Raw genomic sequence first — 21,540 nt, 5'->3', positions numbered from 1 at the left:
ATAAAGAATGAATTCAAACGAAATTGATATCCACAAAGAATTAAAGAAATATTTTGGCTTTAGCCAATTTAAGGGGTTGCAGGAACAAGTCATAAAAAGTATCCTAAACCAACAGAATACATTTGTGATAATGCCCACAGGAGGAGGAAAATCACTTTGTTATCAATTACCAGCTTTGATTCAAGAGGGAACTGCTATCGTAGTTTCGCCTCTTATTGCTTTAATGAAAAATCAAGTAGATGCCATCAGAAGTTTATCTTCTGAAAATGGTGTTGCCCATGTTTTAAACTCTTCTCTTACCAAAACCGAAATTGCCCAGGTAAAAAAAGATATTACTTCAGGATTGACAAAGTTGCTGTATGTGGCACCTGAGTCTTTGACTAAGGAAGAATATGTGAACTTTCTTAAAAATGTGACCATATCTTTTGTAGCGATTGATGAAGCACATTGTATTTCGGAATGGGGACATGATTTTAGACCGGAATATAGAAATTTAAAGCACATCATCAAGCAATTGGGTGATGTTCCTATTATTGGGCTTACTGCAACAGCAACGCCAAAAGTACAGGAAGATATTCTTAAAAATTTAGATATGTCTGATGCGACCACTTTTAAAGCATCATTTAACAGACCTAATCTGTATTACGAAGTACGTACTAAAACTAAAAATATAGAATCGGATATTATCCGTTTTATCAAACAGCATAAAGGTAAATCAGGAATTATTTATTGCTTAAGCCGCAAAAAAGTAGAGGCTATTGCCGAAGTTTTGCAGGTAAACGGAATAAGTGCTGTTCCCTATCATGCGGGATTAGATGCTAAAACCCGAGCCAAACATCAAGATATGTTCCTTATGGAAGATGTAGATGTGGTGGTGGCTACTATCGCTTTTGGGATGGGAATTGACAAACCGGATGTACGTTTTGTAATTCACCATGATATTCCTAAATCACTGGAAAGTTACTATCAGGAAACCGGTCGTGCGGGTCGTGATGGTGGCGAAGGACATTGTCTAGCCTATTACTCCTATAAAGATGTCGAGAAATTAGAAAAATTCATGTCGGGGAAACCCGTTGCTGAACAGGAAATTGGATTTGCTTTGTTGCAGGAAGTTGTGGCTTACGCCGAAACGTCTATGTCAAGAAGGAGATTTCTGCTTCATTACTTCGGAGAAGAATTTGATGATGTTAATGGTGATGGCGCTGATATGGATGACAATATTCGAAATCCAAAAACAAAAGTTGAAGCCATAGGTCAAGTGGTGCAACTATTGGAAGTAGTTCGCGATACGAAGCATTTATACAAATCAAAAGAAGTTGTTTTTACCTTGATAGGCCGTGTCAATGCGGTTATCAAAGCACATAGAACAGATACGCAGTCTTTTTTCGGATGTGGTTCAGATCATGATGAAAAATACTGGATGGCCTTATTGCGACAAGTTCTTGTTGCAGGATTTTTGTCTAAAGATATTGAAACCTATGGTATTGTAAAAATCACCGAAAAGGGATTGGATTTTATTAAAAACCGAGAATCTTTTATGATGTCCGAAGATCATGAATACAACGAATCTGAGGACGAAGCGATTGTTTCCGCTTCCAAATCTACCGGAACTGCCGATGAATTATTGATGGTTATGTTGCGTGATTTGCGTAAAAAAGTCGCTAAGAAATTAGGCGTTCCTCCATTTGTGGTTTTTCAAGATCCATCATTAGAAGATATGGCTTTGAAATATCCTGTTTCTCAAGAGGAATTGATTAATATTCATGGTGTTGGAGAAGGAAAAGCTAAAAAATACGGAAAGGAATTCTTAGAGTTAATCAGCCGATATGTTCAAGATAACGATATCATCCGTCCAGAGGATTTAGTGGTTAAATCTACAGGAGTAAACTCAGTAAATAAACTTTATATTATCCAAAATATCGACAGGAAATTATCTCTAGATGATATTGCTTCTGCCAAAGGTATCAATATGGATACTTTGATTAAAGAAATGGAGCAAATTGTGTATTCAGGAACTAAACTGAATATAAAATATTGGATTGACGATATGCTTGACGATGATCAGCAAGAGGAAATTCACGATTATTTTATGGAATCCGAATCTGATAATATAGAAAACGCACTCAAAGAATTTGATGGCGATTATGATATTGATGAATTGCGCTTAATGCGAATTAAATTCATCAGCGAAGTAGCTAACTAGTCATAAAGATGGAAAGTCGAAAGTCTTAAAGTTCTAATGTTTTGTTCAAGGTTTCGACTTTAAGACTTTTAACTTTCGACATACAACTCTCCTCGATGTGGTTTCAAAGCATCTCTTACCTGAATCATGTTTTCATCCGTGACTACCATAAAAGCAATGGCTTGCATTTCGCCTTGAATTTCAAACCCAGTTATATTCAACGGTAATTTTTCAATAGCGATATATTCTTTTAAATGGATTTCGTGATGTTCCGCTGTTTTAGCTGCAGCCGGACCGCGGAAATCCCATACCAGTTTTATTTGTCTAGACATTTTTTAGGAAGGGTTAACTGTTTAATTGTTTAACTGTTTTGAACGGGCAAAGTTACAAAGTCTTATTCGAAAATAAGCCAATTTGAAAATTTGAAAATGGATTCTTCTATCCATAACAAGAAGTCAGTACAAAATACTACTTTTGTACCTGGATTATTTTAGACATTTTTAAAAGTCTACTAATCTAAAAATCGAATAATCTAAAAAAATGCCTCAAGAACTCTTATTACAAGTATCTCCAGAAATTGCAGCAAATGATTTGTTGTTGAAAAATCATTTATCGAAACAAATTAAGGTTTCTGTGAATGAAATTCAGCACGTTTCTATTTTGAAAAGATCGATTGATGCCCGTCAGAAAGCTATAAAAATCAATCTTAAGGTTGTAATCTATTTAAAAGGAGAACCTTTTCAAGAGCAAAAAATTCAACTTCCGGATTATGGTAATGTTGCTACAGCTCAAGAAGTAATCGTTGTTGGCGCAGGACCTGCAGGACTTTTTGCTGCTTTACAATTGATACAATTGGGATTGAAGCCTGTAGTTATTGAGCGTGGAAAAGATGTTAGAGGCAGAAGAAGAGATTTGAAAGCCATCAATGTGGATCATCTTGTCAATGAAGATTCCAATTATTGTTTTGGTGAAGGCGGAGCAGGAACCTATTCAGACGGGAAGTTGTATACCCGTTCTAAAAAAAGAGGTGATGTAACGCGAGTTTTGGAATTGTTTGTCGCTTTTGGAGCTTCAGAAGATATTCTGATTGAAGCTCATCCACATATTGGCACCAATAAATTACCTCAAATTATTCAGGATATTCGAGAAAAAATCATCGAATGTGGCGGACAAGTTTTATTTGAAACCCGACTGACTGATATTTTAATAAAGAACAATGAAGTGCAGGGCATCGTTACTCAAAAAGGAGATACGATTCTTGCCAATAAACTTATTTTGGCCACAGGACATTCAGCTCGTGATATTTTTGAATTATTGGATAGAAAAAAGATTTTTATCGAAGCCAAACCTTTTGCTTTGGGCGTAAGGGCAGAACATCCACAATCTTTGATTGATAGCATTCAATACAGTTGTGATTATCGTGGCGAATATTTACCTCCGGCTCCGTATTCTATTGTGAAGCAAGTAGGAGGAAGGGGAATGTATTCCTTTTGTATGTGTCCCGGTGGCGTGATTGCACCATGTGCCACAAGCCCTGGCGAAGTGGTTACCAATGGTTGGTCGCCATCCAAAAGGGATCAGGCTACTGCCAATTCTGGAATTGTAATCGAATTGCAACTGGAAGATTTTAAACCTTTTGCTAAATTTGGTGCTTTGGCTGGAATGGAATTTCAAAAAAGTATAGAGCAACGCGCATGGCACTTGGCTGGCGAAAGTCAAAAAGTTCCCGCACAGCGGATGATTGATTTTACTCAAAATAGAGTTTCATCAGATATTCCTAAAACATCTTATGTTCCCGGAACGACTTCAGTAGAAATGGGACAGGTTTTTCCTGGATTTTTAACACAAATATTGCGAGAAGGATTCACTGAATTTGGAAAATTGATGCGTGGTTATTTGACAAACGAAGCGATACTTCATGCTCCGGAATCCAGAACATCTTCGCCGGTACGTATTCCCAGAGATCCAATAACCTACGAACACGTTCAAATAAAAGGACTTTATCCTTGTGGAGAGGGAGCGGGTTATGCCGGTGGAATTATATCTGCCGCTATTGATGGTGAGAAATGTGCGTTGATGATTGGAGCGATTTTGAACCAAAAATAACCGGAATAGAAATTTAGGTTTTCCTAAAGATTTTCCAGCTTTAAAATGAATTTCACGAGTTGTCGCCATTATCAATTATTATTAATTAATTGGTATTGGTGGCTTATATTTCTGGTCGTACCCATGCTGACTTTACGTTTTTCTACTAAATCTATCGTTTTTTTGCGTTTGTTTAGTTTTTTTAAATTAGATGTTATGCTTTTTCATTACGTTGTAGATCTTTAGATTCTCAGATGCTAAAGACTAATAGTGATTGATTGAGTGCCTATGCTGTTTTTTATTTTCCAAAATAATAATTCATTCTCTGTTTGTATAGGTGGTTGTGGACTGTCAGTATTCTTTTTTTGTCCATAAGACAAGACGATAATTTTATATACTGATGGTCACCTAAATTTATGTTTTTCTTTAATCCTAATTTTTATACATTATCATCTTTGTTTATTTCGATTATAATCTAGAGTTTATAGTAAAATAATAATTGATTTATTTTTAAAGCATCTTAATTTTACAAGATACAATCTGTTTTGGGTAACAGATTAAATAAGAAATTATAAAAATCATAAATATGTTTCAAAAATTTAAAAAGTCTGAAATTTTAATTTTAGTACTGGTTGTAGTGTTAATTTTTACTTCTGAATATTTTTATATTGTGTTAAAAGATCCTCAGAGAGCTATTTTTATTGGCTTATGGCCCCCAACAATTTTAGGTTTTTTAATATTTTTAAATCTTAAACTCAAAAAATAATATGGAAAATATAGAATTAATTATCATGACTGTAGTGGTAATTTTATGCTTTGTCACGTTCTTTATTTCTACTTTTAACGAATTTGAAAAAGTTGAAAAAAAAAATTTAACGACCGAAAATAGTAGGGGTATAATATCCAGATTCCTGGCATATCTAGAAAGTTTAGTAGCTGAATAGTTTGTTTGCAATTGGAGTGATTGAGTTTATTTTTTAACAGCGACGGCAATTTTTGAATCGGCAGTTCCATAATATAGAAACCATTGTTTTTTAAAATAAACTAATCCTTCTACAAAGCAAACTTCATTTACCTCACCTGTTTTTTCATAAGGTTTGTCCGGGTGAATAAAATAATCTTCCATTCGGTCTATTAATTTATAGGGATTTTCTTTATCAAATAGCGCTTGACTTGCTGCGTATGTGAATTTAGGTAAACTCGAATCATTGTAATTGGCTGCATTACTTCCGTTGTAAATTAGAACAATACCTTCTTTTTGGAGTAAAGCAAAAGGCCCGGGTTCAACTAAACGACTATCAAAATAACCCATTCGAGGATGTAAAACAGTAATCATTTTTTTGCTTTCTTCGTTTTCGGCTACTTCCCAATGGATAAGATCTTCGGAAGTTGCCAGATACAAATCAGTATCTCCAAAATACATCCAGTATTTGCCTTTAATTTTTGTGGCTGTAATTTTATCACCGTCTAATTTACAAACAATAGCTCCTGATTTTGACCACAAATCTTTGTGTTTTTCTTCCTTTAAAACTAAACCGTGTTTTGTCCATGTTTTTAAATCTTTTGAGCTGGCTAAACAAAGTCGGGCTGTTTTGCCATCATAAGAAGTATAAGTCATGATGTACGTTCCATTTTCGCTTTCTATGATTCTTGGATCTTCAACGCCACCTTTCCATTCGTACTGTTTCATAGTATCGTTGTCCGGATAAAATATTGGTGCCGGTTGTTTTTTAAAGTGCAGTCCGTCTTCGCTGATGGCCAGCCCTAATCTTGAGGTCATGTCTTTGTCCTGTGCTCTATAGATGAGATATACTTTTCCGTCTTTGACAATCGCTGATGGATTAAGAACATTTCTTTCTTCCCAGTGTACTTGTTTATTGCTTATTGGAGATTGAAATACCTGATTTAATTGAGGTTCTAAAATTGGGTTAAGACTGTCTACTTTTACAAAGTTGAGCATCGCCCAATCTTTGTTTTTAGTTTCGGATTTATAAGTGGAATTACTGCCACAACCGATTAGAGCAAATAAGAATAATAGCGTAATGGTTTGTTTCATAATGTTCATAATGTTTTAGAAGGAACACCCTTTTCCTACAGTTATTTAGTATGTTTTTTGGTTTTTATTTGTCTCAAATATTTACAAAAGAGTCTGATAGGGTAAAGTTGCATTTATTTTATTGAATAACAATTCTCTTTTTGAAGTTAATATTGCTTTAGTTACTTGAAGTTGTTTCGTTACGCTTGGATTTGTCTTATTGGACTTAATGCCTTTTTTTAAATGATTGATGACAACTTCGTAATCATGCCATTCTCCAAGCAAATCAGATAAAATGTTTTTGTCTTGCAATGTTTGGTTTTGGGATTCACAAATCAGGATTTTTTCGTTGTATAAGTATGTTTTTAACCGTTTGCGAAAACTGTGCATTTGCATTTTTTTAAACTTGGTTCTGCACATTAATTTTGTAATTGCTCGTCTCTTTTTATCTATATACTGATTAACCTTTTTTACACTAGCTTTAGTAGCCAAAGGAATAATTTTGTTATACCTTTTTTTTAATTTTTTAAGGAAGCTTTTATTCACAATTGCGAGGAAACGTCTCAGTTCTTTGGTTTTGAGTTTTTTTAAATGAATTCTGTATGCTTGCAGCAAATGAGAATTAGGCTGTTCAGCAAGCAAGGATTCTTCTATTTGAAGTTCTCTTATTTTTCCGGCTTGTTTAAAAATAAGTTTAAAAGAGGTGTAATTTTTTTTACGCTTAAATTTTTTAGAACAGTAGTTTAGCAAATCAAATAAAGCGTTCATCCTCTTGATTTCTACTCGAAGTGCATGGAAGTTTTCTGGAGTAAATGACTTTGGAGATTTTTCTAAAATAAGGTTTATGGCACTTTTTCTTTTTTCTAAATATGTTCTAAGTGTTTTCATCTTTTATAAAATGTTATTTTTGAATAAAAAAAAATGATACTTACAACAAAAGATGCGTTTAACAAGGCATAAAGAAGTTTCTTTTTTTTCTTCAAATTCTTGGTTTGTAATTTCTCCTTTAGTGATTTTTTTTTTCAGAATATTCAATGAAGTTTCCTTTTTTGTTCGCTGACCAAGAAAGTTATAAAGAGTTGCAAATATCCAAATGAGGATGATTATCCAAAAAAACGTACTAGAAAAAATGTATTCCACCAAAATGATGCTCATTATACATGGCGCAGTATTTAAGTTGTTGAAAATCAATATAAATATATGAATTATAGCGCAGTAAATCAATTTAGTACATTAGAATTTTTATGTATTTAGCTAAAAAAACGCCTCATTGTAGTGAGACGTTTTTTATGTTTTTACTATTGTGGAATTGATTATCAATTTGCAATACCTTGTTAGTGAATTAGTTTTTATATAATTACTTATTTTTTTTTAGCATTCATTTCCATGTAATCTATAGTTAGGTCTGACATTGCTTTCATTCCTAACACAAAACCGCTTTCATCAATATAAAAATCTGGAGTATGATGTGGAGCAGTTTCTGATATTGGTTTGCCTTTAGGAGCACCTCCCAAAAAGAAATATAGACCGTGTATTTTTTCCTGATAAAATGAAAAATCTTCGGCACCTGTAACAGCAGGAGTCAGTAGTACATTCTCTTTACCAGCAACAGCTTCTAATGTTGGAATCATTTTTTCAGTCAATGAAGGGTCGTTGTAGGTAATAGCAGTTTTGTTAGTAATAGTCACATCGGCAGTGGCTCCGGCACTTTCTGCTATTGCCGTTGCAATTTGTTTTATTCTGGAATGAACCATTTGCTGTACTTTACTGTCCAGAGAACGTATGGTACCATTCATTGTAAGTTCCTCTGGAATGACATTGCTTCGTACTCCTGTATTTATTTGTCCAACACTTACAACTGCAGCAGATTCTGTTATATTTACATTTCGGCTAACAATGGTTTGCAATCCCATTACAATCTGAGAAGCGGTAACAATTGGGTCAATACCAAGCCACGGATAAGCACCATGCGTTTGTTTACCCATTATTTTTATTTTAAACCAATCTGATGCTGCCATTGTACCTTTTGGACGGTACTTTATTTTGCCAACTTCTGTCTGAGCATTAATATGTAATCCGAAAATTACATCTACTTTGGGATTAGTAAGAACGCCTTCTTTTATCATCAATTCTGCTCCTCCTTCTTCACCTTCAGGCGGTCCTTCTTCTGCAGGTTGAAAAATGAATTTAACAGTTCCTTTTAGTTCGTTTTTTATAGATGCTAAAATTTCGGCTGTTCCCATTAAAATTGCAATATGTGTATCGTGCCCACAAGCGTGCATGATAGGAACTATGTTGCCATTGTATTCGCCTTGTGCTTTGGAAGCAAAAGGAATGTCTACTCGTTCTTTTACAGGTAATGCATCAATATCTGCTCTTAGGGCGACAACCGGGCCTGGTTTTCCGCCTTTTAGAATACCAACAACTCCAGTTTTTCCTACTCCAGTTTGTACCTCAATTCCTAAAGAACGCAGGTGCGCTGCTATTTTTTCGGCAGTTTTAAATTCTCTGTTTCCTAATTCCGGATTTTGGTGAAAGTCTCTTCGCCAAGTAATAACTTTGGATTCTAAAGAAGCTGCCTTTTGAGCAATCTTAGATTTTAGTACTTCATTTTGCGCAGAAGCAAAAAGGGAGAAAGTGAATAATCCTGTAAAAAGAATAATTTTTTTCATTGGGTGTGGTGTGAAATTTGGTTCCATAACAGCAATTATTTCAATTGAAATTTAGGCTATTTTGATGGTAATAGGGTCAGTTAAAACAAATATAGCAAAAAATATTTTGCGTTGCAGCAATTTTAAAGAGTAGTGTAAAGCATCTTGAATTTAGGAGGATATAAAAAAAAACGCCTTGTTTGTAGTAACAAGGCGTTAGTTTAATAATTTATTTTTTCTTCTTTAATCGGCTTTTAAAAAGCTTTTCAAATTTTTCCATTTTTGGTTGGATAACCATTTGGCAATACGGTTGACTTTTATTGTTTGCATAGTAATTCTGGTGGTAGTCTTCAGCTTTATAAAATTTAGTCAACGGCTCCAATGTAGTGACTATTGGACTGTCATAAATTCCGGCTTTTTTCATTGCAGCGATAATTGTTTGTGCTGCTTTTTTTTGTGCTTCATTTTTATAAAAAATAGCAGAACGATATTGAGTTCCTACATCGGCACCTTGTCGGTTTAGCGTAGTTGGATCATGGACTGTAAAGAAAACTTTGAAAATCTCATCCAGATTTGTTACGTTTTTATCGTAGGTAATCTGAACCACTTCGGCATAACCAGATCTTCCAGTAGAAACATCCTCATAAGTAGGATTGGCGACTTTTCCGCCTGCGTATCCTGATATTGCCGATTTTACTCCAATCAGATTTTCATAAACGGCTTCAACACACCAGTAACAACCACCGGCCAATGTAATCGTTTCGAAATTGGATTGTTTTTTGGTTTTATCGACTGAGCTGTTTTGTCCAAACATTCCAAACGAAGTCAATAGCACCATTAAAAATATATTTTTCATAGTAGTTAGATTTATTTTTATTTAGTATCGGGAATAAAGTCAAGGGCGATAGAATTCATACAGTATCTCTTTCCGGTTGGAGCAGGTCCATCATCAAAAAGATGTCCTAAATGGCCGTCACATCTTCCGCAAAGCGCTTCAATTCTTTCCATTCCAAGAGAATTGTCGGTTTTGTAAATGACACTGTTTTTGTTGTCTTGTTCAAAAAAGCTTGGCCAACCACAGTTGCTTGAAAATTTGGCGCCAGAACGAAATAGTTTATTACCACAGGCGGCACAATAATAGGTTCCTTTTTCATCTGTGTCCCAATATTTTCCTGTAAATGGTCTCTCGGTATCCGCATTACGAGTTACTTCGTAAACGTCTTCGGGTAAAACCTTTTTCCATTCGGCATCACTAACATTGAGTTTTTTTGTATCTGTATTAGAATAATACGGATTTCCTGGTTTGTTGATTGAGTTTCCCATTGCGATAGATTTTTTTGTACTGTCCTTTTTATTTGTCGTTTGCGCACAAGCAGTGAACATGAATAAAGGAAGTAAAAATAATAGGCTTAAAAAACGGCTTGCTGTTCTCATAATTTTCTTTTTATACTACAAATGTAAAGCGCTTTTGAACCAAAAAATGTCGCCTACTTTGCAAATTAATAGTTATTTAAGTAAGTTTTAACTATCGTTATTTACGGGTAAAACACAGTTCTGGATTTAGAATTAACAAAACCTTATTATTATACAACCATTCGCATGTTGATAAGGTGTTTTTTGAAGCCTACTTTTTCATAGGCCTTTATCGCCGAAGTATTGTCGTTGTATACATCTAGTCTAATTTCGAATACGTCCTGAAGGGTGCACCACTTTTTGAGCGCTTCAATAATTTTAGCGTTTACTCCTTTTCCTCTGTGATTAGCAACTGTGTACATAAATCCTAAATAGGAATAGTTCAGATGATTCAGATAAGGCTTTGCGGCCTCTATTCGCGCATATCCAGAGCCTATGAGTTCCGAATCAATCTCTGCAACCAATACTTCTATATGTGGTGCTGAAATCATTTTTTCAATATCATAATAATGTATCTTTTCTGCTTTTAGAGTAGGGTCAAAAGGACGTTCGGCAGTAATAATTCCCTGTTCAAATTCAAGGAGTTTTTCTAAATCGTTTGGATGTGCTTTTCGGATAGTTATAGTTTGCATTTTGTTAGTTATAATTTGTCATAAAAATACAAAAGAATCTTTGAAAGTGAGGTGTCAGTTTTATATTGAACAGTCTTGAAATAATTCAGCTTCAACAAAACGAAACAGAACGTTAAAGCCCCCGTCCCTAATTATCTTTTTTGTATTTTTGACAAGTAATAGATTTATATGTTAGAAGAAAACGTAATATTAGTTAATGAGAAGGATGAGCAAATAGGATTGATGCCTAAGCTTGAAGCGCATGAAAAAGCGGTTTTACATCGTGCTTTTTCAGTTTTTGTTTTAAACAGCAAAAACGAAATCATGTTGCAACAACGGGCACATCAAAAATACCATTCTCCTTTGCTTTGGACTAATACTTGTTGCAGTCATCAGCGAGAGGGCGAGACAAATGTTCAAGCAGGAAGCCGAAGGTTATTTGAAGAAATGGGTTTTAAAACAGAACTCAAAGAACTTTTCCATTTTATTTACAAAGCACCTTTTGATAATGGTTTGACAGAGCATGAACTTGATCATGTGATGATTGGATATTATAATGAGGAACCAGTTATCAATCCGGAGGAAGTCGAGGATTGGAAATGGATGAAAATTGAAGACGTGAAAATGGATATGGTCCTTCAGCCGGCATTATATACCGTTTGGTTCAAAATTATTTTTGATGAATTTTATCATTTTCTGGAAGAACACAAAAGCCCTTTGTCCCCAAATAACCTATAATTCATAAATTTTATGAAAGTTACTATTTCAAGGAAAGCCCATTTTAATGCGGCTCACAGATTATACAGGAAAGATTGGACTTTCGAACAAAACGATGCTATTTTTGGGAAGTGTAATAATCCAAATTTTCACGGGCATAACTATGAACTGATAGTAAGTGTTACTGGCGAAATTGATCCGGAAACGGGTTATGTAATGGATGTGAAATTCTTGAGTGACATTATTAAGGAGGATGTTGAGGATAAATTCGATCATAAAAACCTAAATATTGACGTACCTGAATTTCAAGATTTGAATCCAACAGCCGAAAATATTGTGGTAGTTATTTGGAATAAAATCAGAAAAAGAATCAAGTCTGAATTTGAATTGGAAGTTGTTCTTTACGAAACGCCACGAAATTTTGTAACTTATAGAGGAGAATAATGGAACTAAAAGTAGGGGACACAATTCCCAATTTTACAGCTAAAGATACTAATGGATCTGATTTTGACATTGCGACTATAGTGGGACATAAACCGCTTGTTATTTATTTTTATCCAAAAGATAATACACCTGGTTGTACTGCTCAAGCCTGTAGTTTTAGAGATCAGTACGAGGATTTTAAGGATCTTGGTGCGGAAGTGATAGGAATTAGCAGTGATAGTGTTGGCTCACATCAAAAATTTGCTAGACAGTTTAAACTACCTTTTATTCTTTTGTCGGATTCAGATAAAAAAATCAGAAAACTTTTTGGTGTTCCCACCGGAATGTTCGGATTGATTCCTGGAAGAGTGACCTATGTAACCGATAAAAATGGAGTAATCCAAATGATTTTTGACAGTATGCTGGCTACAAAACATATTCCCAAAGCGCTAGAAGCCATTAAAAAATTAATGTAATTTATTGCAGAAAGCTACTGGAAGACGATTCTCACGGATTTTAATTTATGCTTTGTTTTTTGGTTATTTACTGGTTTCTGTAAATGGAAATCTATTTTCTCGGAAATAATATGGATTTTTTATACCTTTCGAATTCGAAAAAACTCACATAAATGAAATTTTATCCATTACAATTTGAACCCATTTTGAAAGAAAGAATTTGGGGAGGTGAAAAACTAAAAACACTACTTAATAAACCAATTACATCAACAATTACTGGAGAAAGTTGGGAGTTGTCTACAGTAGAAGGCGATGTAAGTGTTGTTGCGAACGGAGAATGGAAAGGGAAATCATTGACTACTATTATTAATGATTCTCCGGAGGAAATGTTAGGAACAGCTGTTTATGCCAGATTTGGAAAACAATTTCCGTTGCTTTTCAAATATTTAGATGCTCGTGAAGATTTGTCCATACAAGTACATCCAAATGATGAGTTGGCTAAAAAACGACATAATTCTTTTGGTAAAACCGAAATGTGGTACATCATGCAAGCAGATGATGATGCTAGAATTATTGTGGGCTTCAAAGAAAAATCGAATGCCAGTCAGTATTTAGAAAATCTAGAAAACAAAACTTTACTTTCTATTCTAGACGATGTAAAAGTGAAATCTGGGGATGTTTTCTTTTTAGAAACAGGAACAGTTCACGCTATTGGTGCGGGATTAGTGGTTGCTGAGATTCAACAAACTTCGGATATTACCTATCGTCTCTATGATTTTGACAGGGTAGATGCTAGTGGTAATACAAGAGAATTACATGTTGATTTAGCTTTGGACGCCATTAATTATAATAAAGTAGAAACGAAGAAAGAGTATACTAAGAAAATAAATAGTTCAAACGAAATTGTTGACTGTCCTTATTTTACGACTAATTTTATTCCGTTAGACGGAGAGATTTCGGTTTCTAAATCTGGAAAAACCTTTACGGTATATATGTGTACAGAAGGAACATTTGAACTTGAATATAACAATTCAAAAATACAATATAAAAAAGGAGATACGGTTTTGATTCCTGCGGCAATGAATGCATTCATTCTCAGTGGAAAAGCTTCAATTTTAGAAATTTACATTTCATAGTCGGTAATAGAAAGATTATGTGTACTTTTGCAGACGCAAATTAAAATTCAAATTTTAAAAAAATAAAAATGGCAAACGTTAAGAATTTAAAAAAAGACATCAACTACGTTTTAGGAGATATTATTGAAGCAGTTTACTTGTTCGAAATTTCTACAACAGGAAAACCAACAACTGAAACTAATAATTTAATTGATGAAGCTATTGCTGCTTTTGACGCTTTAATCACTAAAGTGAATGCAAAAAAGGTAGAAAATAAAAAAGCTCACTTCAAACAAATCAATGTTGAATTGGAACAAACTGCAAATCAATTGATTGCTAAAATCAACGAATTGTAGTCAAAAAAAAAGCGAAAAAAGTTTGAATTTGTTTTGGAAAATAGAAATTCAGACTTATATTTGCACCCGTAATGAGTCGCCAGCGTAGCTCAGTTGGCTAGAGCAGCTGATTTGTAATCAGCAGGTCGTGGGTTCGAGTCCCTCCGCCGGCTCTTTAATAAAACCATCCCGTATTAAACGGGATGGTTTTTTGTTTTAGGCAAAAATGCAAATTGAATTCCGTTTTAATTGAATGTCATAATTTTTTTGTTAATTTGGTATCTAACCTAAAAAAATAAATTATGGAAGAGCATTCAGTAATTGAAAATTTTGAAATGAAACTAAATGAGTCTGCGAAAGACTTTTTGAAAGAAACGGCAAAATGGGCTTATTTTTTATCAATTCTTGGTTACATAGGAATTGGTTTTATTGTTTTTGCCGCTTTATTTGCCGGTACGTTATTCTCTACTATGGGGAAAATGAATCCAGCAATGGGAATGATGGGTTCTTCTTTCGGAATGGTCATGGCTGTCGTTTATTTGCTTATTGCGGCGCTTTATTTCTTTCCGGTGTATTACTTGAATAAATTTGCATCTAATGCCAAAGCAGCGTTCAATAACAACGATTCCGAAACACTTTCGACTTCTTTAAGATACCTAAAATCACATTACAAATTTATTGGAATTATGACTCTGGTTATTTTCTCTCTGTATCTTTTAATGTTTGTAGGGATGATTGTTGGTGGAATGGCTTTTAATAACGCTTAAACTGCTTTTATATCTAGTAATGATGAATGGGAAAAAGGGTTGGAATGTGTCTAACGACAAAAAAACTTTCAACGCTTGATTCAAATGTTGAGGTTTTGTTCTGTCAAACTTAATGTTTACTGTATTCTTAATAAAACAAAAAAAATCATCTTGTGTAAGCAAGATGATTTTTTTTATTTTAATTAGGAAACAAAATATAGCTTTTAGAACTGTTTATTTCTGGTTCTTGATGCTGGTAATGTATTCCGTTAGTTTTTTGCCATAAAGCGATTGTGCTACTTTAGGTGACATTGATTTTTGAATTGTATCTAGATATTTGATATTGATGTCATAGATTTCGGATAATGCTATATAAGGTGCCACCTCAAATTTTCTGTTGTTTAGTGCAAAATTAGTAGCAAATAAGTACTTTCTTTTGATGTTAGAATCTTGTCTTGCACTTAAACTATCTATTTTTTGTGTGTTTTGACTTTTGATAGCATTAAATTTTTGCTCAATCAAAGAAAGATTTTCATTTGTGAAACGAGTATTGATTTTTTTATATTCTTCAAATATTTCCTGATTTTTTGACCCTTTAATTTTGGCATCAGATAAATAACGATCTAAACTTGTTTCAATAGTTATGTTTCCTGGCTCAGCAAAGAAGGGTAAATTATTGTCTAAAGAATTGCTCACACCTCTGTCTAAGAATAAATAAAGCATTTCAGGAGACTTTAAATCCAGATTGCTTTCAAATGAGGAACTTCCATCAATGTTGATAGTGTCAATAGCTACTAATGTAGTGTCAACAACTCTTTGGATGTACAAAGTTCCTTTTTTTAATCCTTTGATATTTCCTGTAATATGTAAATTAGTTTTTGATTCATTATTGTTACAAGAGGCCAATAGGATAAGCGTAACGAATGCAATAATTGATTTTTTCATGTGAAGTTAAAATTTGTTTTTTTTGGAACATGCTATCGCCATTTTTTTATGATTTGTCCCGTCCCGAAACTTCGGGATCAGGATTGAATCATGACGATTTCATTAGTGTTTATATTTTGGCGCAAAATAAAGAAAATTGTTGGAATGATTTTGCTAACGCATTCAAATTTCACAAAAAAAAATCCAAATCTATTTCTAAATTTGGATTTCTGGAATTATTTTTGAAATTATGATTTCAACCAAGCTTCTTTCAAAGCAGTTTTGGTTGCATCTGTAGCCTTAAGACCTTCTTTATCTTCATAAGGAAACTTTACCGTTCCTTTTATTATTTGTTCCTTACCGTCACGTTTTATTTTTACGGTAATAGCATCGTTTTCTTTCCAGTTTTGACTCTCCGTAATCATATCGTAAATGTTATCCAATGAATATGGTTTTTCATTAATAGATACCAAAATATCTCCTCCTTTAAGTCCTAAATTTGTATAAAAAACATTCAGTTCCATGTTTGGAATCACAATGATTTCTTTAGTTTGTTGATTCACAGTGATGTATGGCGATTGTCCTTTTAAGAAGACGTTTCCTGGTGCTTTTTCTATGGATTTAGTAACGCCAACTTTAGCCAAATAAGTTTCGTAAGGAATTGGAGCGGGACCAGATACGTATGTGCTTAAAAAAGTTCCCACTTCAGGATAGGTAAATGAAGTTATTTTGGCAAAAAGCTCAGTATCATTAAATGGTTTTGAAGCGCCATATTCATTAGATAATTTTTGCATCAAATCAAGAATTCCTCTTTCACCATTGCTTTTTTCTCTAATAATGATATCCAGACACATTCCAATAAGTGCTCCTTTTTCATATACGTTCAAGTATTGGGCTTTGTATGGTTCTGTCAAGACATTAGCACTCATCGTAGTGAAAGGCATCGTGTCATTCATGGCATTTGCATGCTGAATTTTTTCGGCCATTCGCGTATAAAATTCTTCTTCAGTAATTAATCCTTGATTGATTTGAAAAAGATTTGCAAAATATTCCGTCACTCCTTCGTACATCCATAAATGTTCTGACATTTTAGGTGTATTGTAATCAAAATAGTGAATCTCTTTAGAATGAATCGTAAGCGGTGTTACAATATGAAAGAATTCATGTGAAACTACATCCTTCATTGATTTAACCAACTCTTCTTTTGGCATCATTTCAGGTAAAACAACGGTAGTTGCTGTAGGGTGTTCTAATGCTCCAAATCCTTTGGCATCAGTAGGTGTCATACTTGATAAATACAATAAAACGCTGTACTTTTTTGTAGCATTGATTTTTCCTAAAAATGTTTTTTGAGCTGTCATCATCGTTTTCATCTCCGGAGTTATGCTTTCTGCAGTGACTTTTCCAGTAGGAGAATAAACGCTAATCAGTATTTCCATACCGTCAACCGTAAAAGTAGTATAGTCCGGCTTAGCATACATAATAGGATTTTCAACTAATTCAGCATAACGAGGAGTTGTAAATACATCATTAGTTGTACTTGCATCTTGATCAGTCATTGAGGTTGCTCCCCAAAGTGTTTCTGGATGCGAAATACTTACAGTGTATGGAAGGTCTTTTTTGTCTTGAAAATAACCTGCAAAACCGTGCATGTTCAGCATGAAGTTTTTCCCTGCATCAATGTTTGTTCCTGCTGGAGAAAAAATATCATTTTGACCAAAACCACCACCTTTTTCAGTGTCAAAAGTGTCGTTTACCAAATAAGTTATTTTTACTAACGTTTTTGCATTTTTAATATTCCAAGTGTTATCATCTGTTTTAGTTACTGCTAATACACTTCCTTTACTGTCAAATGCTTTAAAGTCTTCGATGTATTTTCCATAATCATCTACAGAGTAGGTTCCGGGAACAATTTTAGGAATGCTGTATGTTACTTCATCCGTGCTGATTTTCGGTGCAGTAATCGTGACAAGTACTTTGTCCTCTTTTACTTCATTCAAATTAATAGCAACTTTTACTATATCAGTAACAGATTTCGAGTCATTAGTTGAAGTACTGGCAGTTTTACAGCTCAAAAGAACCGATGCAAATGCGAGTGTAAAAAATATTCTTTTCATTTTGTGTTGTTTTATTTTAATGTTAGTCTTTCAAATTGTAGAATTGTTACAATTTATAGGGACTAGAAACTATTTTTAAATTTTTTGTTGTTTAAAACAGATTTTGGAATAAAATAGATTTTATTTAGTGTTTAATTGATTCATTACTACTTCTGGATTTTCAACTTCAATGATGAGTTTTTTGTAATAATGATTTTCTAATGCTACAATTATGGCTTTCTTTTTATTCATTACATCCCAGAAATTCCTTCCTTTTTTATAAAATGTTCCAGCAGTTATAAAACCAGGAATTTCAGTACCTGGCATTCTAAAGCCTTTCCAAAAAGTAAACTCTTCGTTATTCTGATAGGCTTCAAGGATTTTTTCTTTCGGAATCGTGATTTTACTTTCTAGAGCCCAGATTTTGTGCCAACCTTTTATTTCAAAAATAAAAGTATTGTCTTTTGATGTTACTGAAACCATTATTGAGTTTGTGAAAAGTTAGTTGGCTTAAAAACAAAAAACTCCCTAATATCAGGAGTTTTATTTCTAGTCTAATTTGTTTTTTATATAATATTTCCCATCCAAATCTTCATCAAAATCATCAATTTTAACTGGTTTTGGTTTTGGTTTATTTGCAGTTGCTTTCTTTTTCCACATTTCAAATTTTTCTGCGGGCATTTTCTTTTTCATGATTTCAAGAACCTCTTTTTCGGCTAAACCAAATTCTTTTTTTATGATTTCAAAAGGATTTTTTTCTTCTAAAGCCAATGTAACAAGTTTTTCTGTTTGCTCCCAGTTCAATTCTTTACGGTTACTCTTTTTCATCACGTGAAAATTAATTCAAATAAGTTGTTAATGATTAATAAATTGCATTTTTAATTACATCCAATATTAAGAAAAAAAATAATTACTTTTTCTCAAAACGTCATTTTTTTTATACTTTTTAACTATTTTCCTTTAAAGGTTGTTTTTGAAAGGGTATTTTTAATAAATTTTTTAATTCATTATGCTCTTCAGGCTTCGGATGCGTGTCGATTCCATAAATGATTTCTTCTTTTGGAAGTGTCATAAAGGTTCCGAAAAGCCGGTCCCAAATTGAAAATATATTTCCATAATTGCTATCCGTATAAGGCAAAACATAATGATGGTGTACTTTATGCATGTCTGGCGACACAATGAAATAACTCAGAATAGTGTCTACTTTTTTTGGAAGCGAAATGTTAGCATGATTGAATTGTGTTGCCACAACGGATAACGTTTGGTACAGGAAAACCAACCACATGGGACTTCCAATAATTAAAACGCCCATTGCCGTAAAGGTAAACCGAATCACACTTTCTCCCGGATGATGTCTGTTTGCTGTTGTGGTGTCAATCCAAGTATCCGTATGGTGAATCAAATGAAAACGCCACAAGAATTTGGTTTTATGCTCTACTAAATGTACCAGATAAGCACCAATTAAATCTAATAAAAGTAATCCGACTAAAGCGTAAAGCCATAAAGGCATTTCAGGGAGCCATTGTAAAATCCCAAAATTGTTGGCAATAGTCCAATCGGCTGATTTCAACAATATAAACGCCAAACAAAAGTTGACTAGAATAGTGGTAAACGTCATGAAGATATTAATACCCGCATGATGCCATTTTTTGTAGGTAAAGTTAAAAAGTGGAAAAGCATTTTCTATTAACCAAAAAAAAGTGATTCCACCCACGAGAATTAAGCTTCGGTGTGATGACGGAATGGTGGAAAAATAAGCAATAACATCATTCATAATTGGATTGTTTATTTCAAATTTAATACATTTTTATAAAATATCTATTTGATAACGCGAAAAGTAAGGTTTATTCTTGGGTTAATGGGTTTTGCTGTTTTTGGAATTTGATGTTTCCAGAAATGCTGTGTTGTTCCTTTCATCAGCAGCAAACTTCCATGTTGTAAAATGATATTTTTTTTAAGGTCTTTGTCCAAATTATGTTTCAATTGAAACGTACGTTCGGCGCCAAAACTCAACGAAGCAATCACAGGATTTGTTCCTAATTCTTTTTCGTTATCGGCGTGCCAACCGTTGCTGTCTTTTCCGTCGCGATACTGATTGAGTAAAACGGTTGTGAAAATGGTTTCCGAAACCTTTTCGATTTCCGTTTTTAGCTTTTGCAAAAGCGAATTCCAAGGATGCGGTTGCATGGTAATATTCGAATAGGAATAGGGTTTTCCTTCGTTTCCAAACAAAGCCGTCAAGCGAGGTTGTGGATGAATTTTACCATAAACTCTAATTTCATCTTGTTGCCAAGGAATATCTTTTGCTAATTCGGCAAAAATAATATCGGCTTGCTCTTTATCATAAAACTGAGGGTAATAGATAATTTCAGCGTCCGGCAAGTCAAGGAATATAGGTTCTGATGTGGATTCGAAAAGTGATTTCACTGGATTATGTATATTGGTAAGCCCAGAAAATGAGAACTAATTGTAAAGGCATCCGCAAAAGCAAAACCCATTTGGGCAAACCCATTCTTGCTTTTTCATCGAAATACATGTACAAATGCGTTGGGAAAATAGCAATTAATAAAGCAATAACTCCCCAAGCGGCATAGCTTGAAAGCACAGGAATACACAATGATATTCCTAAAATTATTTCGGCTAAACCGCTGATGTGATTTAGTAATTTTGGATTCGGGAAATAAGGCGGAATGATTTTCAGGTACAATCTCGGGTTTCTGAAATGGTTTAATCCTGCAATAAAGTAAACAAAAGCCATCACATATAAATGCCAAGGTAAATTCATAATAAAGTTATTTATTACGAATTTATAAAAATTTAAATGAAATTAGCACAAATGTTTTGAATAGAAATTAAGCTTTTTTCTTAAAATTCACGTTCATAATCACAATTGCCAAGATGATTAATATAATCCCAACCCATTGAAGCAGAATTACTTTTTCATTCAAAAGAAAATACGCCATCAGTACTGATACGGGAAGTTCCAGTGCCGAAACAATACTTCCAAGGCCAATTCCGGTAAGTGGGAAACCGGCGTTGAATAATAAAGGTGGAATTATAGTTCCAAAAAGAGCCAATATAATTCCCCATTTCATGAAAATCTCAAAATTGAAAGGAGTCGTTTGTGTAGCAATTGCAAATCCGGTTACGATTACTGCACCACCAAGGAGCATGAATAAACTGCGTTGCGCCGAAGAAATATGGGTGGCTACTCGATTTGCGGTAAACATGGTTGTGGTAAATGAAGTTGCAGCCAAAAGTCCTAAAACGATGCCGCGCCAGTCTAATTCGACTTTGCTTTGAATCAAATTTGTGGCAAGCGCCGTTCCAAATAATACGATGATTACCGATATTATTTTTTGAGTGGAAGGTCTTTTCTTTTCTAAAATCATTTCGAATAAAACGCCCATCCAAACGGTTTGCATCAATAAAACGATAGCAATCGAAACGGGAATGTATTTAACGGCCAAATAATAAAAGATACTTGTCATTCCCAGTGAAGTTCCCGCCAGCATTAATTGAGAAATGTTTTTCTTAGATGCTTTTACAACGGCATTTCCCTTTTTAGCTTTTTGAAACATATTAATCAGCAGCATTCCCGTGATTCCGTATACGAATTGCGCAATGGTAACTTCGGGTGTAGTAAACCCCTCGCCGTAGGCTATTTTTACAAAAGTCGCTAGCATACCATAACTGGTTGCTCCAAGACCTACTAAGAAAACTCCTTTTAATACACTATTCTTTGTCATTTT

General features: G+C 34.0%; 23 protein-coding genes and 1 tRNA gene. 9 read left to right on the top strand and 15 right to left on the bottom strand.

Annotated elements, in window-relative coordinates; genetic code table 11:
* Nucleotides 1–7: 7 nt before the first annotated feature.
* On the top strand, nt 8–2,203 hold the full coding sequence (gene recQ / locus ACNQF8_RS07855) for a DNA helicase RecQ (RefSeq protein WP_417953189.1): 2,196 nt from the start codon (nt 8–10) through the stop codon (nt 2,201–2,203).
* 68 nt (nt 2,204–2,271) lie between these two features.
* Here the strand turns inward: recQ and ACNQF8_RS07850 are convergent, their stop codons facing one another.
* Entirely contained in the window at nt 2,272–2,514 is a 243-nt protein-coding gene (locus ACNQF8_RS07850; protein ID WP_417951869.1) for a hypothetical protein, read from the bottom strand.
* A 208-nt stretch (nt 2,515–2,722) separates the two neighbouring features.
* Here ACNQF8_RS07850 and ACNQF8_RS07845 point away from each other — a divergent pair, with 208 nt between their 5' ends.
* A complete protein-coding gene (locus tag ACNQF8_RS07845) occupies nt 2,723–4,288 on the top strand; it encodes an NAD(P)/FAD-dependent oxidoreductase (RefSeq protein ID WP_417951868.1) in 1,566 nt (521 codons plus the stop codon).
* Nucleotides 4,289–5,237: 949 nt separating this feature from the next.
* Here the strand turns inward: ACNQF8_RS07845 and ACNQF8_RS07840 are convergent.
* From ACNQF8_RS07840 to ACNQF8_RS07815, 6 genes are all read right to left on the bottom strand, one after another.
* The gene (locus ACNQF8_RS07840; RefSeq protein ID WP_417953188.1) at nt 5,238–6,323 is read right to left on the bottom strand and encodes a glycoside hydrolase family 130 protein; all 1,086 of its coding nucleotides are present in this window, start codon (nt 6,321–6,323) and stop codon (nt 5,238–5,240) included.
* Nucleotides 6,324–6,404: 81 nt separating this feature from the next.
* Complete coding sequence (locus ACNQF8_RS07835) at nt 6,405–7,190, bottom strand: CHAD domain-containing protein (RefSeq protein WP_417953187.1); 786 nt, start codon at nt 7,188–7,190, stop codon at nt 6,405–6,407.
* Nucleotides 7,191–7,663: 473 nt separating this feature from the next.
* Entirely contained in the window at nt 7,664–8,974 is a 1,311-nt protein-coding gene (locus tag ACNQF8_RS07830; RefSeq protein ID WP_417953277.1) for an amidohydrolase, read from the bottom strand.
* A 208-nt stretch (nt 8,975–9,182) separates the two neighbouring features.
* Entirely contained in the window at nt 9,183–9,809 is a 627-nt protein-coding gene (gene msrA, locus ACNQF8_RS07825; protein ID WP_417951864.1) for a peptide-methionine (S)-S-oxide reductase MsrA, read from the bottom strand.
* Between the two features lie 17 nt (nt 9,810–9,826).
* Nucleotides 9,827–10,387, bottom strand: coding sequence for a peptide-methionine (R)-S-oxide reductase MsrB (gene msrB / locus ACNQF8_RS07820; protein WP_417951863.1), 561 nt, complete (start codon nt 10,385–10,387; stop codon nt 9,827–9,829).
* Nucleotides 10,388–10,536: 149 nt separating this feature from the next.
* The gene (locus ACNQF8_RS07815) at nt 10,537–10,998 is read right to left on the bottom strand and encodes a GNAT family N-acetyltransferase (RefSeq protein WP_417951861.1); all 462 of its coding nucleotides are present in this window, start codon (nt 10,996–10,998) and stop codon (nt 10,537–10,539) included.
* A 168-nt stretch (nt 10,999–11,166) separates the two neighbouring features.
* Between ACNQF8_RS07815 and idi the strand changes: the two genes are divergently transcribed.
* From idi to ACNQF8_RS07780, 7 genes are all read left to right on the top strand, one after another.
* Nucleotides 11,167–11,715, top strand: coding sequence for an isopentenyl-diphosphate Delta-isomerase (gene idi, locus ACNQF8_RS07810; protein WP_165152690.1), 549 nt, complete (start codon nt 11,167–11,169; stop codon nt 11,713–11,715).
* 12 nt (nt 11,716–11,727) lie between these two features.
* Complete coding sequence (locus ACNQF8_RS07805; RefSeq protein ID WP_315209145.1) at nt 11,728–12,138, top strand: 6-pyruvoyl trahydropterin synthase family protein; 411 nt, start codon at nt 11,728–11,730, stop codon at nt 12,136–12,138.
* A complete protein-coding gene (locus ACNQF8_RS07800; RefSeq protein WP_417953186.1) occupies nt 12,138–12,593 on the top strand; it encodes a peroxiredoxin in 456 nt (151 codons plus the stop codon). Before ACNQF8_RS07805 ends, ACNQF8_RS07800 begins: the two co-directional genes overlap by 1 nt.
* Before the next feature lie 152 nt (nt 12,594–12,745).
* The gene (locus ACNQF8_RS07795) at nt 12,746–13,708 is read left to right on the top strand and encodes a type I phosphomannose isomerase catalytic subunit (protein WP_417953185.1); all 963 of its coding nucleotides are present in this window, start codon (nt 12,746–12,748) and stop codon (nt 13,706–13,708) included.
* A gap of 68 nt (nt 13,709–13,776) precedes the next feature.
* Nucleotides 13,777–14,043: a hypothetical protein gene (locus ACNQF8_RS07790; protein WP_315209135.1), complete on the top strand. Its 267-nt coding sequence runs from the start codon at nt 13,777–13,779 to the stop codon at nt 14,041–14,043.
* A gap of 78 nt (nt 14,044–14,121) precedes the next feature.
* Nucleotides 14,122–14,195: transfer RNA gene (locus ACNQF8_RS07785), tRNA-Thr, on the top strand.
* A gap of 129 nt (nt 14,196–14,324) precedes the next feature.
* Nucleotides 14,325–14,789: a hypothetical protein gene (locus ACNQF8_RS07780; RefSeq protein WP_417951855.1), complete on the top strand. Its 465-nt coding sequence runs from the start codon at nt 14,325–14,327 to the stop codon at nt 14,787–14,789.
* 213 nt (nt 14,790–15,002) lie between these two features.
* Here the strand turns inward: ACNQF8_RS07780 and ACNQF8_RS07775 are convergent, their stop codons facing one another.
* The 8 genes from ACNQF8_RS07775 to ACNQF8_RS07740 all read right to left on the bottom strand — a co-directional run bounded on the left by ACNQF8_RS07775 (nt 15,003) and on the right by ACNQF8_RS07740 (nt 21,537).
* Complete coding sequence (locus ACNQF8_RS07775) at nt 15,003–15,713, bottom strand: DUF4369 domain-containing protein (RefSeq protein ID WP_417951854.1); 711 nt, start codon at nt 15,711–15,713, stop codon at nt 15,003–15,005.
* 227 nt (nt 15,714–15,940) lie between these two features.
* Nucleotides 15,941–17,809, bottom strand: a complete 1,869-nt coding sequence (locus tag ACNQF8_RS07770; RefSeq protein ID WP_417953184.1) for a M61 family metallopeptidase — start codon at nt 17,807–17,809, stop codon at nt 15,941–15,943.
* 120 nt (nt 17,810–17,929) lie between these two features.
* Nucleotides 17,930–18,271 carry a hypothetical protein gene (locus tag ACNQF8_RS07765; protein ID WP_417953183.1) on the bottom strand — a complete coding sequence of 114 codons (342 nt, stop codon included), beginning with the start codon at nt 18,269–18,271 and terminating at the stop codon, nt 17,930–17,932.
* Nucleotides 18,272–18,337: 66 nt separating this feature from the next.
* Nucleotides 18,338–18,616: a DUF2805 domain-containing protein gene (locus tag ACNQF8_RS07760; protein WP_035670363.1), complete on the bottom strand. Its 279-nt coding sequence runs from the start codon at nt 18,614–18,616 to the stop codon at nt 18,338–18,340.
* A gap of 118 nt (nt 18,617–18,734) precedes the next feature.
* Nucleotides 18,735–19,562: a sterol desaturase family protein gene (locus ACNQF8_RS07755; protein ID WP_315209120.1), complete on the bottom strand. Its 828-nt coding sequence runs from the start codon at nt 19,560–19,562 to the stop codon at nt 18,735–18,737.
* A gap of 44 nt (nt 19,563–19,606) precedes the next feature.
* On the bottom strand, nt 19,607–20,215 hold the full coding sequence (locus ACNQF8_RS07750) for an alpha-ketoglutarate-dependent dioxygenase AlkB family protein (protein ID WP_417951850.1): 609 nt from the start codon (nt 20,213–20,215) through the stop codon (nt 19,607–19,609).
* 4 nt (nt 20,216–20,219) lie between these two features.
* On the bottom strand, nt 20,220–20,573 hold the full coding sequence (locus tag ACNQF8_RS07745; RefSeq protein WP_417951849.1) for a DoxX family protein: 354 nt from the start codon (nt 20,571–20,573) through the stop codon (nt 20,220–20,222).
* Between the two features lie 67 nt (nt 20,574–20,640).
* Entirely contained in the window at nt 20,641–21,537 is an 897-nt protein-coding gene (locus tag ACNQF8_RS07740) for an EamA family transporter (protein WP_315209110.1), read from the bottom strand.
* Nucleotides 21,538–21,540: the final 3 nt, after the last annotated feature.

Source organism: Flavobacterium labens, assembly GCF_048286755.1.
In the GTDB taxonomy this organism is placed as follows: Bacteria; Bacteroidota; Bacteroidia; order Flavobacteriales; family Flavobacteriaceae; genus Flavobacterium.
The sequence above is the reverse complement of the archived record's forward strand: the minus strand, read 5'-3'. Positions and strand labels throughout refer to the sequence as shown.